Raw genomic sequence first — 15,459 nt, forward strand, 5'->3', positions numbered from 1 at the left:
ATGACTCAGCAGGGGGTGCGCTGGAGTGCGGACCAGGTGCTGGCCTTGGCGCCTGACGCCGCGTCACGCAAAGCGGGAAGCAGGCTCGGAGCAGCAGGGCCGTGGTCCGGAGCCGGGAGTTGCGAGGAGGGGACGGTATGGGGACTGTGCAAGGGCAGCGGCAGCAAGCCGTACCAGACGATCGTGGACATCGCCGACCCGGCGGGGCCGGCCTACAAGTGCAGCTGCCCGAGCCGGAAGTTCCCCTGCAAGCACGCCCTCGGCCTGCTCCTGCTCTGGGCGGGCGGGGACGACTCGGTGCCGGCGGCGCAGCAGCCGCCGGACTGGGCGGAGCAGTGGATCGCGGGCCGGCGCAGGCGCGGGGAGGACAAGCGGGCGGCGGGGACCGGGAGTTCCGCGGCCGCCGCTGATCCCGAGGCGGCCCGGCGCCGGGCGGAGCAGCGGGCCGAGCGGGTCACGGCGGGCGCCACGGAGCTGGAGCAGCGGCTGTCCGACCTGCTGCGCGGCGGCCTGGCCGCGGCCGAGCAGGCGGGGTACGGGCTGTGGGAGGAGACGGCGGCCCGCATGGTCGACGCCCAGGCTCCCGGACTGGCGGCGCGGGTGCGGGAGCTGGGTGCGATACCGGGCTCCGGTCCGGGCTGGCCGGTGCGGCTGCTCGAGGAGTGCGCACTGCTGCACCTGCTCGACCAGGGCTGGCTGCGCCGCGACCGGCTCCCGGCGGATCTCGCGGCCACGGTCCGCTCCCGCGTCGGCCTGCCCGCCCCGGCGGACGGCTCGCCGGTGCGCGACCGCTGGCTGGTCCTCGCCCAGTACGACACGGCGGACGCGAAGCTGACGACCCGCCGGATCTGGCTGCACGGCACCGGCTCGGGCCGTACCGCGCTGCTCCTCTCCTACGGCGCCGCGGGCCGCGCCCCCGAACTGGCGCTGCCCGTCGGCCTCGCCCTGGACGCGGAGCTGTCCGCCTTTCCGGGCGCGGGCCAGCACCGGGCGGCGCTGGGCGAGCGGTTCGCCGCACCCGCACCCTCGTCGGCACGGCCGCCGGGCGTACCGACGGCACAGGCGGCGGCCCGGTACGGGGAGGCACTGCGCGACGACCCGTGGCTGGAATCGGTGCCGGTGACGCTCGGCCCGGTCGTGCCGCTCCCGGACGGCGACTCCTGGCAACTGGCCGACACCGAGGGCGAGTCGGCGCTGCCCCTGACGCCCGGCGCCCGTTCCGGTCCGGGGCTGTGGCGGCTGGTCGCGCTCTCGGGCGGTGCCCCGGTCACGGTCTTCGGCGAGTGCGGCCACCGCGGCTTCACCCCGCTGACGGCCTGGCCGCAGGAGACCGGCGAGGCGGTACCGCTGTGCTGACCCGGCCGACAACCGCACCGACTCGCCGAACGCGCACAACTCTGGGGGCTCCCACACCTCTCGGAACTCCCACAACTCTGGGGGCTCGCGCACCTCTCGGAGCTCCCACAACTCTGGGAGCTTTCGCACCTCTCGGAGCTCCCACAGCTCTGGGGGCTCTCGCACCTTCTGGTTCTCGTGAGGGGAAGCCGTGACCGCTTGGGAAGATCTCGTCACCACGGCGCTGCTGGGCACGGACCGGCGCCCGCCGACGACCGGCGGGCCGTGCCGCGAGGCTCCCGTGGCCCTGCTGGACGAGGCGGCCGTGGCGACCGTACGACGACGGGCCGGGCTGCGTCCGGCACCGGCCGCGCCCCGCCCCGAACCGGCCCCCGCGGACCCGCGCCCCGCGTTGCCGGCCGCCGCGGCACGCAGACTGGCGATGCTGTTGTCCGACCGTTCCGGCGCCGCGGCCGGCGGCCGCCGGGGCACCTCGCCCGATCTGATGGAGCTGCTGCCCCAGTGGCTCGCGGCGGCCAACGCACGCGGATTCGCCGCGCCCCCGCAGGCGCTGCCCGCGCTGCTGGACGCGGCCCGGGGCCGTACCGACCTGCGGCCCGCCGCGCTCGCCTTCGCGGGACCGCGCGCCCTGTGGCTGGCCCGGCTCAACCAGGACTGGCGGTTCGCCCTGCGCGCGGCCCCGGGCGGCGGCGCGGCCCTGCCCGGCCCCGAGGACACCGACGGGATACGGCAGTTGTGGCAGGAGGGGCTGTTCGCCGAGCGGGTCGCCCTGCTGGCCGCGCTGCGGGCCCGCGCGCCCGAGACGGCGCGCGAGCTGCTGGCCGGGACCTGGGCGACGGAGCGGGCCGAGGACCGGCTGATGTTCCTCGACTCGCTGCGCACCGGACTGGCCGCAGGGGACGAGCCGTTCCTGGAGCAGGCGCTGTCGGACCGCAGCCGCAACGTCCGGACGACGGCGGCCGAGCTGCTGTCCGCGCTGCCCGGCTCGGCACTCGCCGGGCGGATGGCGGTGCGGGCCGGGGCGTGCGTGGCGGTCGACCACACCGGGGACGGTCCGGTGATCGCGGTGGAGGCACCGCCGGAGTGCGACCCCGGGATGGAGCGCGACGGGGTCGTGGCCAAACCGCCGACTGGACGCGGTGAACGGTCCTGGTGGCTGGGGCAGTTGGTGGAGGCGGCCCCGCTCTCCGGCTGGCCGGCCCGGCTCGGCGGCCGCTCTCCCCAGGAGATCGTGGCACTGCCGGTGGCGGACGGCTGGCAGGGCGAGCTGCACGCGGCCTGGTGCCGGGCCGCCGTACGGCAGCGGGACGCCGAGTGGGCGAGGGCGCTGCTCGGGGTGCCGGGGGCACCGGAGGCAGGCGGTCCGGGCGCGGTGTCCCTGGCCGAGCGGGCCAAGCTGCTGGGCACGCTGGAGGGCGAGGAGCGCGCCGGCTGGGTGGCCGGCTTCATCGCGGCGCACGGCCTGTCGGAGGCGTTCCAGTTGCTCGGCGTGTGCGCCGTGCCGTGGTCCGCGCCACTCGGCCGGTCCGTGGTGGACGCCCTCAACATCGCGCGGGACGCGGGGAGTTACCCGTGGAGCTTCAGCGGGGTGATGGGCCTGGCCGAACGCTGCCTGGACCCCGCGGAAGCCGGCCGCCTGGACGCCCTCCTCGCGATACCGGACGAGCGCGAGGACGCCTCACCGGGAGCCGGCGGCTACTGGGCGGAGGCGTTCCAGCGCCTGGTGACGACGCTGAGACTACGGGCGGCCATGCTCACGGAACTGGACGACCACGCCCCGTAGGGGCGCTGGGGGTACCCCCAGCCTTCGACTGGGGGAGGAACATCGCGACCAGCCCCCACGGCCTGCAGCCGACACTCGCGTTGGCGCCCCACAGGGGCGCGAGGAACTGCGCGACCAGCCCCCACCACGCCGCAGCCGACACACCACCCGCACCCCCCGAAGTCGGCCCCCCGCGAACGCGGCCTACGCCTCGGTCGGCTGCCGCACGTTCTCCCGGACCCACTCCACGATCGACGCCGTCGTCGCGCCCGGCGTGAAGATCGCCGCGACGCCCTTCTCCTTGAGGGGCGCGATGTCGTCCTCGGGGATGATGCCGCCGCCGAAGACGAGGATGTCCTCGGCGTCACGCTCCTTGAGGAGGTCGATGACCGCGGCGAAGAGGGTGTTGTGGGCGCCCGAGAGGATGGAGAGACCGATGGCGTCGGCGTCCTCCTGGATCGCCGTGTCGACGATCTGCTCCGGCGTCTGGTGGAGCCCGGTGTAGATGACCTCCATGCCCCCGTCGCGCAGCGCCCGCGCGATGACCTTGGCCCCGCGGTCGTGGCCGTCGAGCCCCGGTTTGGCCACCACCACGCGGATCGGACCGGCTGCCACACCCATCACTGCCTCCATGACCACGAAACGAACACGCCGACATCCATTCGTACCGAGAAGTACCGCACATTCGGCGCGTTCCGCCACCCGCCTCAAGTGAACGAACGTTATCTCCAGCATCCCGCAACCGGCCGTTTCGCGGAGGTTACAGAGGGGGAAATCACACACAGCGGGACACGTCAGGGAGCCGCAGCGTGGTCCGCGGGGACGGCAGGAGCGCGCGACGCAGCACGTCGTCGCAGCCAGCCACCCCCGCAGCCTCCGCCCCGGCATCCCCATGAGGGCACACGGGGGACGGAGCTGTCCTCGGCGTGCCGACAGGAGGTCGGCCGATGAAGGTCACCGAGGTACTACTGGAGCCCTTTCTCCCGTTCTGCCGCCGCTTCCTGCCCAGCAGACTCGCCGGCCTGTCACTGGCCCTCCTGAAGTCGACCGCCCTGGAGGCCGCGATCCTGGCCGGGCATCTGCTGCTCTATCCCACCGGCCTCACCCCGGAGCACCGCCCGGCCGTCCCGCCCGCACCGCCCGCAGAGCCCGACGGCACGGCCCGGCTGCCGGTCAGAGCGGCCCCGCCGGTGGTGCTGCTGCACGGTTTCATCGACAACCGGTCGGTCTTCGTCCTGCTGCGCCGCACCCTCGCCCAGCACGGCGGCCAGCGCGTCGAGTCGCTCAACTACTCGCCGCTGACCTGCGACATCCGCACCGCCGCCGAGTTGCTCGGCCGCCATGTCGAGGAGATCTGCGAGCGCACCGGCAGCGGCCGGGTCGACATCGTGGGGCACAGCCTCGGCGGGCTGATCGCCCGCTACTACGTCCAGCGCCTCGGCGGTGACCTGCGCGTCCGCACGCTGGTGACGCTCGGCACGCCGCACTCCGGCACCCGGGTGGCGCCGCTGGCGGACGCGCACCCGATCGTGCGGCAGATGCGCCCCGGCTCGGCGGTCATCGAGGAGCTGGCCCGGCCCGCGCCCGGCTGCCGTACCCGGTTCGTGAGCTTCTGGAGCGACCTCGACTCGCTGATGGAGCCGGTGGAGACGGCGCGCGTCGACCACCCGGACCTCCTGGCGACGAACGTGCGGGTGACGGGCATCGGGCACCTCGCCCTGCCCATCCATCCGGCGGTCGCGACCGGTATACGACAGGCCCTCGACGACACGCACCCGGAGGAGCGGATCACGGGCGGTCTGACGGTGGCCTGAGGGTTCGCCGGAGCGCCCGACCGGGACCTGCCGGGGTCCCCGGAGGCCTCCGGGGACCCCCACTTGCCTCGAACAATCATCGAACACAAAGCCAAACCCGCGCCCGTCGTCCCCCGAAACACGGCCGAATGCCCGTTTCCCGAAACAGCGAAACCTGTTGAAGATTGTCGCGCCCGTATACCGCCGGGTACAGTCGCCGCACTGCTCTGCCAGCCCCTGTTGTCGAGGCGAAAGAGAAGTTGGTGAACGACCGTCACCCGTCGGGGACCATGACCACCCCGGCCCCGGCTTCCGACGCCGACCCGTCGCACTACGCGTCGTACGGCACCCAGGAAGCCCAGTACGGCGACTTCACCACGTACGGCGACCACACCGCCACCGGCACCGCGTTCCACAGCGACCCGCTCTTCGGCAGCCTCCCCGGCCAGGGGCAGGCCACCGGGGCCTACGACACCACGCAGTGGCAGACCGCCGGCGGCCAGACGCTGAACTACGACCCGTACGCGGCCCAGCACCACGCCGCCTACGACTCCGGCGCCTACGACAGCACCGCGTGGACCGTCCCGGCACAGGGGACGGCCCCCGACACCAGCGGCCAGTGGGACGCGAACGCCTGGCTGCAGCCGGACCAGTCGGGCATGGCCGGAGCGACCCAGCAGTGGGAGTGGGGCACCCAGGCCTTCGACACCGGCGTGTACGACGCCACGCAGTGGAACTCCGACGGCACCCCGGCGCACGTCCCCGAGCACGAGCCGGAGCCTGTGCAGCAGCACGAGCCGTACGGGGACTTCGAGGAGCAGGCGGGCCACGAGCAGTACGCGGAGTACGACGGGCACGGCGGGCACGGCGGGCACGGCGAACACGACGGGCACGGCGGACACGACGGCTTCGCAGAGCCCACGGCGGACTCCCCGGACGACGGGGGATTGGCCGCGACCGGTGAACTGCCTGCAGTAACGCCACTGCTGGAGGACCAGGAAGAGGTCGCCCCGGCCACTCCCGCGGCGACTCGCGCCGGCTCCCGCGCGGGGGCGCGTTCCCGTCGCCGTACGCCTCCCAAGCGGTCCGCGCTGCTGACCGTCGCGGTGCCCTCGGTGTGCGTGATGGGGGTCGCCGGGATCGCGGCCGCCTCCGTCAACGGCCTCACCGGCGACGGCAAGGACACCACGGCCTCCGCCTCCGACGCGCAGTCGGTGAAACCGTCCGCCGCCAACAGCAAGCTGGACGCCCAGCTGAGGACGCTCTCCGCGGGTGCGGACGACTTCGCCGACCGGGCCAGCCGGACGCAGGAGCGCATCGACCTCAAGGCCCAGCAGGAGACCGAGAAGAAGAAGGCGGCGGCGGAGGCGGCCCGCAAGGAGCGGCTGCGCCCCAAGTACGTGCTTCCGGTCACGCAGAAAGGGCTCAGCGCCTATTTCGGCCAGGCCGGCGTCAACTGGATGTCCGTCCACACGGGAATCGACTTCCCCGTCTCCTACGGCACGACGGTGATGGCCGCGACCGACGGCGTCGTCTCCACCAAGTGGAACAGCGCCTACGGCAACATGATGATCGTGACGGCGAAGGACGGCACGGAGACGTGGTACTGCCACCTCTCGTCGTACCGCGTCGCCGCCGGGACGACGGTGAAGGCCGGCGACCCGATCGCGTACTCCGGGAACTCCGGGAACTCGACAGGACCGCACCTGCACTTCGAGGTGCGGCCGGCCGGCGGCGCCGCCATAGACCCGCTGCCGTGGCTGCGCAGCCACGGACTCGACCCGACCTGACCGGCCGGTACCGCAGGGCCCCGCCGCGGCGGGGCCCACACCGTCCGGGTCAGAGCTTCTCCACCGGCGCGTACCGCAGCAGCAGCCGCTTCGGCTTGGCGTCGCCGAAGTCGATCGTCGCCTCCGCGTTGCCGCCCGTGCCCTTCACCGCGACGACCGTGCCGAGGCCGAACTGGTCGTGGGTGACGCGGTCGCCGACCGCCAGCGAGACCACCGGCTTCTCCGAGGTCCGCCGGGTGGCGAAGCCGGACGCGCCCGACGCCGAGGAGCGCGAGCGGGTCGAGGAGAGCGAGGCCGCCACACCCGCCGCGGGTCCGGTGGAGACCGGCGCCATCGCCCCGGTGCGCTTCCACTCCAGATACGCGCCTGGGATCTCCTCCAGGAAACGCGAGGGCGGGTTGTACGACGGCTGGCCCCAGGCGCTGCGCATCGCCGACCGCGTGAGGTACAGCCGCTCCCGCGCGCGCGTGATGCCGACGTAGGCGAGCCGCCGTTCCTCCTCCAGCTCCTTGGTCTGGCCGAGGGCGCGCATGTGCGGGAAGACGCCGTCCTCCATGCCGGTCAGGAACACCACCGGGAACTCGAGGCCCTTGGCGGTGTGCAGGGTCATCAGGGTGATGACGCCGTCGCCGTTCTCGTCCTCGTCGGGGATCTGATCGGAGTCGGCGACCAGGGCCACCCGCTCCAGGAAGTCGGCGAGGCCGCCGGACTGCTCGCCCTCGCCGGACTCCTGCTCGAACTCCAGGGCCACGGAGGCGAGTTCCTGGAGGTTCTCGATACGGGTCTCGTCCTGCGGGTCCGTGGAGTTCTGCAACTCGGCCAGGTATCCGGTGCGTTCGTAGATCGCCTCCAGGACTGTGGCGGGTCCGGCGCCGGACTCCACGACCGTACGGAGGTCCTCCATCAGCGTGTTGAACCGCTTGACCGCGTTCGCCGACCGCGCGGCCATGCCGTACGCCTCGTCGACCCGCTTGAGCGCCTGCGGGAAGCTGATCTTCTCGCGCTGCGCGAGGGCGTCGATCATCGCCTCCGCGCGGTCGCCGATGCCGCGCTTGGGGACGTTGAGGATGCGCCGGAGCGGGACGGAGTCCTCCGGGTTGGCCAGCACCCGCAGGTACGCCAGGACGTCCCGGACCTCCTTGCGCTCGTAGAAGCGGACGCCGCCGACCACCTTGTAGGGCAGGCCGACCCGGATGAAGATCTCCTCGAAGACACGGGACTGCGCGTTGGTGCGGTAGAAGACGGCGACATCGCCGGCCTTGGCCTCGCCCGCGTCCGTCAGACGGTCTATCTCCTCGGCGACGAACTGCGCCTCGTCGTGTTCGGTGTCGGCGACGTAGCCGGTGATCTGCGCGCCCGCGCCCGCGTTGGTCCACAGGTTCTTCGGGCGGCGGGACTCGTTGCGCTCGATGACCGCGTTGGCGGCGGAGAGGATCGTCTGGGTGGAGCGGTAGTTCTGCTCCAGGAGGATCGTCGTCGCGTTCGGGTAGTCCTCCTCGAACTGGAGGATGTTGCGGATCGTGGCGCCCCGGAAGGCGTAGATCGACTGGTCGGCGTCACCGACGACGCAGAGCTCGGCGGGGGGCAGGTCGTGCTCGCCGGGCGGGGTGTCCTCCTCGTGTGCGCCGGTGCCGACCAGCTCGCGCACGAGGGCGTACTGGGCGTGGTTGGTGTCCTGGTACTCGTCGACCAGGACGTGCCGGAAGCGGCGGCGGTAGTGCTCGGCGACGTCCGGGAAGGCGCGCAGCAGGTTGACCGTCGTCATGATCAGGTCGTCGAAGTCGAGGGCGTTCGCCTCGCGCAGCCGCGACTGGTAGAGGGCGTAGGCCTGGGCGAGGGTCTTCTCGAAACCGTCGGTGGCCCTGGCGGCGAAGTCCTCCTCGTCGACCAGCTCGTTCTTCAGGTTGCTGACCTGGGCGCTGAAGGACTTCGGCGGGTAGCGCTTGGGGTCGAGGTCCAGGTCACGGCAGACCAGGGCCATCAGGCGCTTGGAGTCGGCGGCGTCGTAGATCGAGAAGGAGGAGGTGAAGCCGAGCTTCTTGCTCTCCCGGCGCAGGATCCGCACGCAGGCGCTGTGGAAGGTCATCACCCACATCGCGTTCGCGCGCGGGCCGACGAGGTGCTCGACGCGCTCCTTCATCTCGCCCGCGGCCTTGTTGGTGAACGTGATCGCGAGGATCTGGCCCGGGTGCACCTGGCGCGCGCCGAGCAGGTGCGCGATGCGGTGGGTGAGCACGCGCGTCTTGCCGGAACCGGCGCCGGCCACGATGAGCAGCGGGGAGCCGGCGTGCACGACGGCGGCCCGCTGGTTGTCGTTCAGCCCCTCCAGGAGCGCGGCCGGGTCCAGGGCGGGGCGGGCGGCACCGTCGCGGTAGTAGGCGTCCCGGTCCGGGGGCACGTCGAACTTCCCGCCGAACAGATCGTCCGGAACCGACTCCGGAGCGTGTTCGTCCTCGGGCGGCGGCGGAGGTTCCTCGTCGTGGCCGCGGGGGGCCTGGAGGCTCGCCAGGAAGCTGTCGTCAAAGAGGCTGCTCATCGCTCTCCGAGTCTAGGGCGCCCCACCGACAACCGGCCGCCACCCCGAAAAGTCGCCAACGTGACCGAACGGATCCCCTCCGTCACAGCAGGTCGACGCGCGTCCCGCAGCCGCCGACCCCCACCCCGGACCTTTGTATACCTCCCGCCGGAACCTTTGGACCCATCCGGGCAAGTCGCCCATAACCTCCCCGATCGCCCCGCCTGAACGAGCGCAACGCCAAGGTCACGAAAATGTATCGGGCATATCGCACATCAAACTTCACAGAGACCACACGAGTTGGCTAGCGTGCCGGGCAGGCCGCACGACCCCCACCGGCGAACGTCGCCGGGCCGCACGGCCTCCGCCGAGTCCGGGGCGCCACCGCGCGTCCGGAGCCGGGGACCCACACCGATCCCGGGGTGAATCGGTCCCGACTCCCCTCCGGGGGACGGGCCGTAGGGCAACCCTTCCGAACCACCCGCCCGAACCCGACAGCTAACTCGGTAGGCGGAACACCGGAAGGAGTCGCCCCCGTTGGCGTCGCACCGCAAGTCCCGGCCGTCAGGAGCGCGCGCGGCAGGCATACGCACCCCCGCGCTGGCCACCGCGGCCCTCACCTCCATGGCCCTGTTCTCCCAGTCGGCCGAGGCCGCGCCCTCCGAGGACGGCAAGCCGAGCCTGGAGGAGGTCGAGAAGAAGGTCGACGCCCTCTACCGGCAGGCGGAGTCGGCGACCGAGAAGTACAACGCGGCCAAGGAGCGCACCGGCAGACAGCGCAAGCAGGTCGACGCCCTGCTCGACGACGTCGCCAGACGCACCGAACGGCTCAACAGGGCGCGTGAGGAACTGGGTTCGTTCGCCGCGGCCCAGTACCGCACCGGCGCGAGCGTTCCCGACACCGCGACCTTCCTGCTCGCGGACAGCCCCCAGGGCTACTTCGACCAGGACCAGCTGATGAGCCGCCTGACCTCGCGCCAGAAGAGCGCGGTCGACGACTACGTCACCGAGCAGTCCGCGACCATGAAGAAGCGGCAGGAGACCACCCGGAGCCTCGAGTCGCTCACCGGGACACAGGACGACCTCAGGACCGCCAAGGCCACCGTGCAGACGAAGCTGGCCTCCGCGCGGGAGCTGCTGTCGCAGCTGACGGCCACGGAGAAGGCCCGGCTGGCGGCGATCGAGAAGCGGCAGCAGGAGGAGGCGGCCCGCAAGGCGGCGGAGCTGGCGCAGCAGCAGGCCGCCGCTGCCGACCGGGAGGCCTCGTCGTCCGCGGCGTCCTCGGCGCCGGGCGGCTCCGCTTCCGGATCGGGTTCGGACTCCGGCCCGGACTCCGCCTACGCCACGAAGGCCGCCAAGGCGATCGCCTTCGCCCGCGCGCAGATCGGCAAGCCGTACGTCTGGGGTGCCACCGGACCCGGCTCCTACGACTGCTCGGGGCTCTCCCAGGCCGCCTGGAAGGCCGCGGGCGTCTCCCTGCCGCGCACCACCTACGACCAGGTGAACGCCGGCACCACCGTCTCCCTCGCCGACGCCCTCCCCGGCGATCTGGTCTTCTTCTACGACGACGTCAGCCACGTCGGCATCTACCTCGGCAACGGCATGATGATCCACGCCCCGAAGCCCGGCGCCTACGTCCGCGAGGAGTCGATCTACTACGGCGGCGAGTCGATCATCCACAGCGTGGTGCGCCCGGCCTGACCCCGCGGGGCGCCCGTCACCTCTCGGGCGCCCCCACCCGCTTCCCTCCGCCGGCCCGCACGCGCCACGGCGCCCGCCTGCCGCCACGCATCCCCACCCGCCCGCCGACGCCCGTCGGCGCTCCTGTCCGCCGCGACCGCACGGTCCGCGCGACGGGGCGCGCTTTTCGTCGGCACGCGCGCATGCCCTGCGACTACCGCGACCGGCTCTCCCCAGCATCAGGGACATGTCCGGCATCTCACCCCTCCGCGCCCGGCGGGCGCAGCGTCCACCGGCGGCCGGGGCCGCCGTGATGGCCACCGGCATCATGCGGGGATGACGGCGACGACGAGGCTGTCGGTCGCGGCCGCCGTCGGCGGCGCGTGGCTGGAGTGGCCGGGGCGGGTGCTGGTGTGCGTCACGGTGGCGGCCTGGCCGGCCGTGGCGGCCGGTGCGGCGGCGGCCGGTGCGGTGGCGGCCGCCCGTACCGCTCTCAGGAAGGCCCGGTGAGGGTGCCGGGGATCAGGTCCGCGGCACGGCGCCGGAGGCTCAGGTCCACAGGACGGCGATGAAGATGTTCGCCATCGTGAGCAGGCCGACCAGGCCGAAGGCGCCCTTCTCGACCTTCTCGTCGTCCCGTTTCACGTAGACGAGCCCGAGGATCACGATCAGCAGGGCGAGCTTCACGCCGATCTTGATCGTGTTGACGTGGTGGTCGTCGGCCTCGTTGAGGCCGACCAGGATCACGCCGGTCGCGAGCATGGTGAACGCGCCGTGCAGCATCCCGGGGACGAACCGGGCCGTGCCCTGGCCCATCGCCTTCATCTGGGTGAGGAAGCCGCCGAGGAGCGCGGCGATGCCGATGATGTGCAGGCCGACGAAGAGATGGATGAGTACGTCCATGGCCCCGGAGCCTAATCAGGGCCGTACGGGGCACCTGCCACCGGCCCCTCCCCCGGCGCTCACCACCCCGCATATATGCACGCCATAGCACCCCGGCTCCCCCGTCAGCCCCGGAACCGCCGCTTCGGTCATCCCGCCCCGAGAAGCCGACGACTCCACACCCGAATCCCGCTCACATACCGTCGGGTAACGATCCGGTCACGCCAATTCCGCGCATCGCGTTACCAGGCCGACACACCCGGGCCTAGCCTCCTCCCCCAGGTGACCGACTCCCCACCGCCGCCCGGGCCAGGGGCGGCAGTCGGGCACCACCGCCGAGAAGATCCGGCGGCGGCCCGCTCCCCTGTGCGGGGCCGCCGCCGGAGGCGCAATCCGCATCCCCCGCGGCCGTACGGACGCTCCCCCTGGCGTGCCTGCGGACGAGACGGCGGTCGTACGAAAGGACGGGACACTCCAGGTGGCAGCGCACCGCAAGCCCCGACAGCGCTCGCTCGGCGGAAACACGGCCCGCACGGCCGTCACCCTCGCCCTGGCGGGCGCGGCCACCGCGACGGCCTTCGAAGGGACCGGAAACGCCGAGCCGCAGCTGACACCGGCCCAGGTGAAGGCCAGGGTGGACCAGCTGTACCAGGAGGCCGAGGAGGCCACCCAGAAGTACGACGGGGCGAAGGACAAGGCCGACGCGGCCCAGCGGCGGCTGCGGTCGCTGCAGGACGAGACCGCCCGCGCGCAGCAGAAGCTCAACTCCGCCCGGGACGCGCTCGGTCTCGTGGCGGCCGCGCAGTACCGCGACGGCGGCATCGATCCGGCCTGGCAGCTGGCGCTGTCCAGCGATCCCGACCAGTACCTGGACGACGCGGCCATCGCCGAGCGGGCCGGCGACCGGCAGGCCGGTGCGGTGACACGGGTACGGCAACAGCTACGGGGCATCGAGCAGTTGCGGGGCGCGGCACATGTCGAGCTGGCGGCACTGCGGTCCCGGCAGGCCGAGCTGAAGCGGGAGAAGTCCGCCGTCAACGGCAAACTGGACGAGGCACGACAGCTGCTGGACCGGCTGTCACCGCAGCAGCGGTCGGCGGTCACGGCGGACGACGGCACCGGACGCGCCTCACGCTCCGCGGCGGACGCCCGCACCCCGCTGACCGCCGGCAGCGTCGCCGCCACCGACTCGCGCGCCGCGGCCGCCGTCGCCTACGCCTACTCGAAGCTCGGCAGCCCCTACGTCTGGGGCGCGACCGGCCCCGACGCCTTCGACTGCTCGGGACTCGCCCAGGCCGCCTACCGCTCCGCCGGAGTTTCCATCCCCCGCACCACCTACGCCCAGATCGACGCCGGCCGCCGCGTCTCCCGCTCCGAACTCCAGCCGGGCGACCTGGTGTTCTTCTACTCGGGCATCAGCCACGTCGGCATCTACATCGGCAACGGCCAGATGATCCACGCGCCCAACCCCTCGGCGCCGGTACGGATCGCCCCGATCGACGAGATGCCGTTCGCGGGCGCGACACGGGTCGTCTGAGCGGCCGGGCACGGGCCTCAGACCAGGCGGCGCGCCGTCGCCCAGCGGGTCAGCTCGTGCCGGTTCGACAGCTGCAGCTTCCGCAGCACCGCCGACACATGGGACTCGACCGTCTTGACGGAGATGAACAGCTGCTTGGCGATCTCCTTGTACGCGTAGCCGCGGGCGATGAGGCGCAGGACCTCGCGCTCGCGCTGGGTGAGACGGTCGAGGTCCTCGTCGACCGGCGGCGCGTCGGTGGAGGCGAAGGCGTCCAGGACGAACCCGGCGAGCCGCGGCGAGAAGACGGCGTCGCCCTCCTGAACCCGGAAGATCGAGTCGACCAGGTCGGTGCCGGTGATGGTCTTGGTGACGTAGCCCCGGGCGCCGCCCCGGATCACGCCGATCACGTCCTCGGCCGCGTCCGACACGGACAGCGCGAGGAAACGCACCGGCCGCGCGGCGTCCGCCGTCAACGGGGCGCACCGGCGCAGCACTTCGACCCCGCCGCCACCCGGCAGGTGCACGTCCAGGAGGACCACCTCGGGCCGGGTCGCGGTGATCACCGAGACCGCCTGGTCGACGTCGGCCGCCTCGCCGACCACCTCGACGCCGGTCTGCTCGGTCTGGCCGATCTCGGCCTGGACGCCCGTCCGGAACATCCGGTGGTCGTCGACGAGGACCACACGCACCCGACGCCCGGACTGACCAGCGCCTTCCGCCGGGCCGTTCGCCTCGGTCGCGTCGCTCATGACGTCTTCTCCGCCCTCTCCATCTCCAGCTCGACCTCCGTGCCGCCGCCCGGCACGGACCGCAGCCGTGCGGTGCCGCCGTGGCGTTCCATGCGGCCGATGACCGATTCTCTGACACCCATGCGGTCGGCGGGTATCGAGTCGAGGTCGAAGCCGGGACCGCGGTCGCGTACGGACACGAAGACCGTCCTTCCTTCGACTTCGGCGTAGACCTGGACGGCGCCGCCCTCGCCACCGTACTTGGCCGCGTTGACCATCGCCTCGCGCGCGGCCTGCATCTGCGCGCCCGTCCGCTCGTCGAGCGGGCAGTCCCCGACCACGACGACCTCGATCGGGACGCCGTGCTTGTCCTCCACCTCCGCCGCGTTGCGCCGGACGGCGTCCGCGAGGGTGGCGGGTTCGTCGGCCTCGTCCTTGCCGGTGCCCTCGGGCTTGTAGAGCCAGGTGCGCAGGTCGCGCTCCTGGGCGCGGGCGAGACGGCGCACCTCGCCCGCGTTCTCCGCGTTGCGCTGGATCAGGGTGAGGGTGTGCAGCACGGAGTCGTGGACGTGGGCGGCGACCTCGGCACGCTCCTGGGCGCGGATGCGCATCAGCCGCTCCTCGGAGAGGTCCTGGGTCATCCGGACCAGGTACGGACCGGCGAGCAGCGTGATGCCGACGAGCACGGCGAGGGCCGCCTGGAGCACCGCGCCGATGTGCGCGGCGGAGCCCTGCATGACGAAGACGCCCGAGACGCCCGCGGTGACCAGCAGGACACCGACGCCCGCGCGCAGCAGGCTGAGCGTGCGGCGCCGGCTGCCGACCTCGACCCAGCGGGCCCGGCGGGCGTTGTCGGCCTGGCGCCAGACCAGGGCGACACCGGCCGCGACCAGGACGGCGGGGAGAAGATAGGCCTTGGCGCCGCTGGTCAGGTTGACGCTGCCCACGAACACCATGGACACGACGACCATGAGGAGCAGGGCGACGATCTGGCCCTTGTCGGGCTTGCGGGCGACGAGTCTGCGGCGACCGTCCGCCGAGGTCTCGGTGGCGACCAGGGACGGTGGCTTCTGCCCGCCGACCCCGCCGACGCCGAGCGGCACGAAGAACCAGAACGCGGCGTACAGCAGCGCGCCGAGCCCGTTGGCCATGAACAGGCCGACGAAGACGAGCCGTACCCAGACGACGGGCAGGCCGAGATGCCCGGCGAGGCCCCGCGCCACTCCGCCGAGCCAGCGGCCGTCGCTGCTGCGGTAGAGCTTGCGCGGCGGCCGCGGGTCGTCGAGTGGCACTGCTGCGGCTTCCGGCATGCCATCGATGTTCACACGCCCGTGGTGGTGGAGCATCAGGGTCGACCCCCGAGACTCCCCTGATCTTCGGAGTTCCCCCCTGATCTTCGGATTTCCCCGCTGCTCTTCGGATTTCCCGGCGGGC

12 protein-coding genes and 1 riboswitch are annotated in these 15,459 nt (G+C 72.7%); of the genes, 7 read left to right on the top strand and 5 right to left on the bottom strand.

The genetic code is table 11. The annotated features are described in order from the left end of the window. Together ACZ63F_RS15865 and ACZ63F_RS15870 are read left to right on the top strand one after the other, a co-directional pair. Entirely contained in the window at window positions 1-1,356 is a 1,356-nt protein-coding gene (locus ACZ63F_RS15865) for an SWIM zinc finger family protein (RefSeq protein WP_469711564.1), read from the top strand. A gap of 190 nt (window positions 1,357-1,546) precedes the next feature. After that, window positions 1,547-3,139: a DUF5691 domain-containing protein gene (locus ACZ63F_RS15870; protein WP_469711566.1), complete on the top strand. Its 1,593-nt coding sequence runs from the start codon at window positions 1,547-1,549 to the stop codon at window positions 3,137-3,139. A 183-nt stretch (window positions 3,140-3,322) separates the two neighbouring features. On the opposite strand, the gene ACZ63F_RS15875 is transcribed toward ACZ63F_RS15870, so the two are convergent. Then, on the bottom strand, window positions 3,323-3,739 hold the full coding sequence (locus tag ACZ63F_RS15875) for a cobalamin B12-binding domain-containing protein (protein ID WP_093499563.1): 417 nt from the start codon (window positions 3,737-3,739) through the stop codon (window positions 3,323-3,325). A 326-nt stretch (window positions 3,740-4,065) separates the two neighbouring features. Between ACZ63F_RS15875 and ACZ63F_RS15880 the strand changes: the two genes are divergently transcribed. Together ACZ63F_RS15880 and ACZ63F_RS15885 are read left to right on the top strand one after the other, a co-directional pair. Beyond that, window positions 4,066-4,932, top strand: coding sequence for an esterase/lipase family protein (locus tag ACZ63F_RS15880; RefSeq protein ID WP_469711568.1), 867 nt, complete (start codon window positions 4,066-4,068; stop codon window positions 4,930-4,932). A gap of 242 nt (window positions 4,933-5,174) precedes the next feature. Then, window positions 5,175-6,701: a M23 family metallopeptidase gene (locus ACZ63F_RS15885; protein ID WP_469711570.1), complete on the top strand. Its 1,527-nt coding sequence runs from the start codon at window positions 5,175-5,177 to the stop codon at window positions 6,699-6,701. Between the two features lie 49 nt (window positions 6,702-6,750). On the opposite strand, the gene pcrA is transcribed toward ACZ63F_RS15885, so the two are convergent. Next, on the bottom strand, window positions 6,751-9,237 hold the full coding sequence (gene pcrA, locus ACZ63F_RS15890; protein ID WP_469711572.1) for a DNA helicase PcrA: 2,487 nt from the start codon (window positions 9,235-9,237) through the stop codon (window positions 6,751-6,753). A gap of 334 nt (window positions 9,238-9,571) precedes the next feature. After that, a riboswitch (cyclic di-AMP (ydaO/yuaA leader) is annotated at window positions 9,572-9,745 on the top strand. 8 nt (window positions 9,746-9,753) lie between these two features. Here pcrA and ACZ63F_RS15895 point away from each other — a divergent pair. Both ACZ63F_RS15895 and ACZ63F_RS15900 read left to right on the top strand, forming a co-directional pair. Beyond that, window positions 9,754-10,917, top strand: a complete 1,164-nt coding sequence (locus tag ACZ63F_RS15895) for a C40 family peptidase (RefSeq protein ID WP_469711574.1) — start codon at window positions 9,754-9,756, stop codon at window positions 10,915-10,917. A 315-nt stretch (window positions 10,918-11,232) separates the two neighbouring features. After that, window positions 11,233-11,406 (top strand): hypothetical protein, encoded by a 174-nt coding sequence (locus ACZ63F_RS15900; RefSeq protein ID WP_469711576.1) that lies wholly within the window; start codon window positions 11,233-11,235, stop codon window positions 11,404-11,406. A gap of 39 nt (window positions 11,407-11,445) precedes the next feature. On the opposite strand, the gene ACZ63F_RS15905 is transcribed toward ACZ63F_RS15900, so the two are convergent. Next, window positions 11,446-11,799: a hypothetical protein gene (locus ACZ63F_RS15905; protein ID WP_352222998.1), complete on the bottom strand. Its 354-nt coding sequence runs from the start codon at window positions 11,797-11,799 to the stop codon at window positions 11,446-11,448. 457 nt (window positions 11,800-12,256) lie between these two features. On the opposite strand from ACZ63F_RS15905, the gene ACZ63F_RS15910 reads away from it, so the two are divergent. Continuing rightward, a complete protein-coding gene (locus ACZ63F_RS15910; protein WP_469712040.1) occupies window positions 12,257-13,315 on the top strand; it encodes a C40 family peptidase in 1,059 nt (352 codons plus the stop codon). A gap of 17 nt (window positions 13,316-13,332) precedes the next feature. Here the strand turns inward: ACZ63F_RS15910 and ACZ63F_RS15915 are convergent, their stop codons facing one another. Both ACZ63F_RS15915 and ACZ63F_RS15920 read right to left on the bottom strand, forming a co-directional pair. Further along, complete coding sequence (locus tag ACZ63F_RS15915) at window positions 13,333-14,046, bottom strand: LuxR C-terminal-related transcriptional regulator (protein ID WP_469711578.1); 714 nt, start codon at window positions 14,044-14,046, stop codon at window positions 13,333-13,335. Beyond that, complete coding sequence (locus ACZ63F_RS15920) at window positions 14,043-15,335, bottom strand: ATP-binding protein (RefSeq protein ID WP_352361742.1); 1,293 nt, start codon at window positions 15,333-15,335, stop codon at window positions 14,043-14,045. Before ACZ63F_RS15920 ends, ACZ63F_RS15915 begins: the two co-directional genes overlap by 4 nt. Window positions 15,336-15,459 lie beyond the last annotated feature (124 nt).

The organism is Streptomyces sp. NPDC104761 (assembly GCF_055583445.1).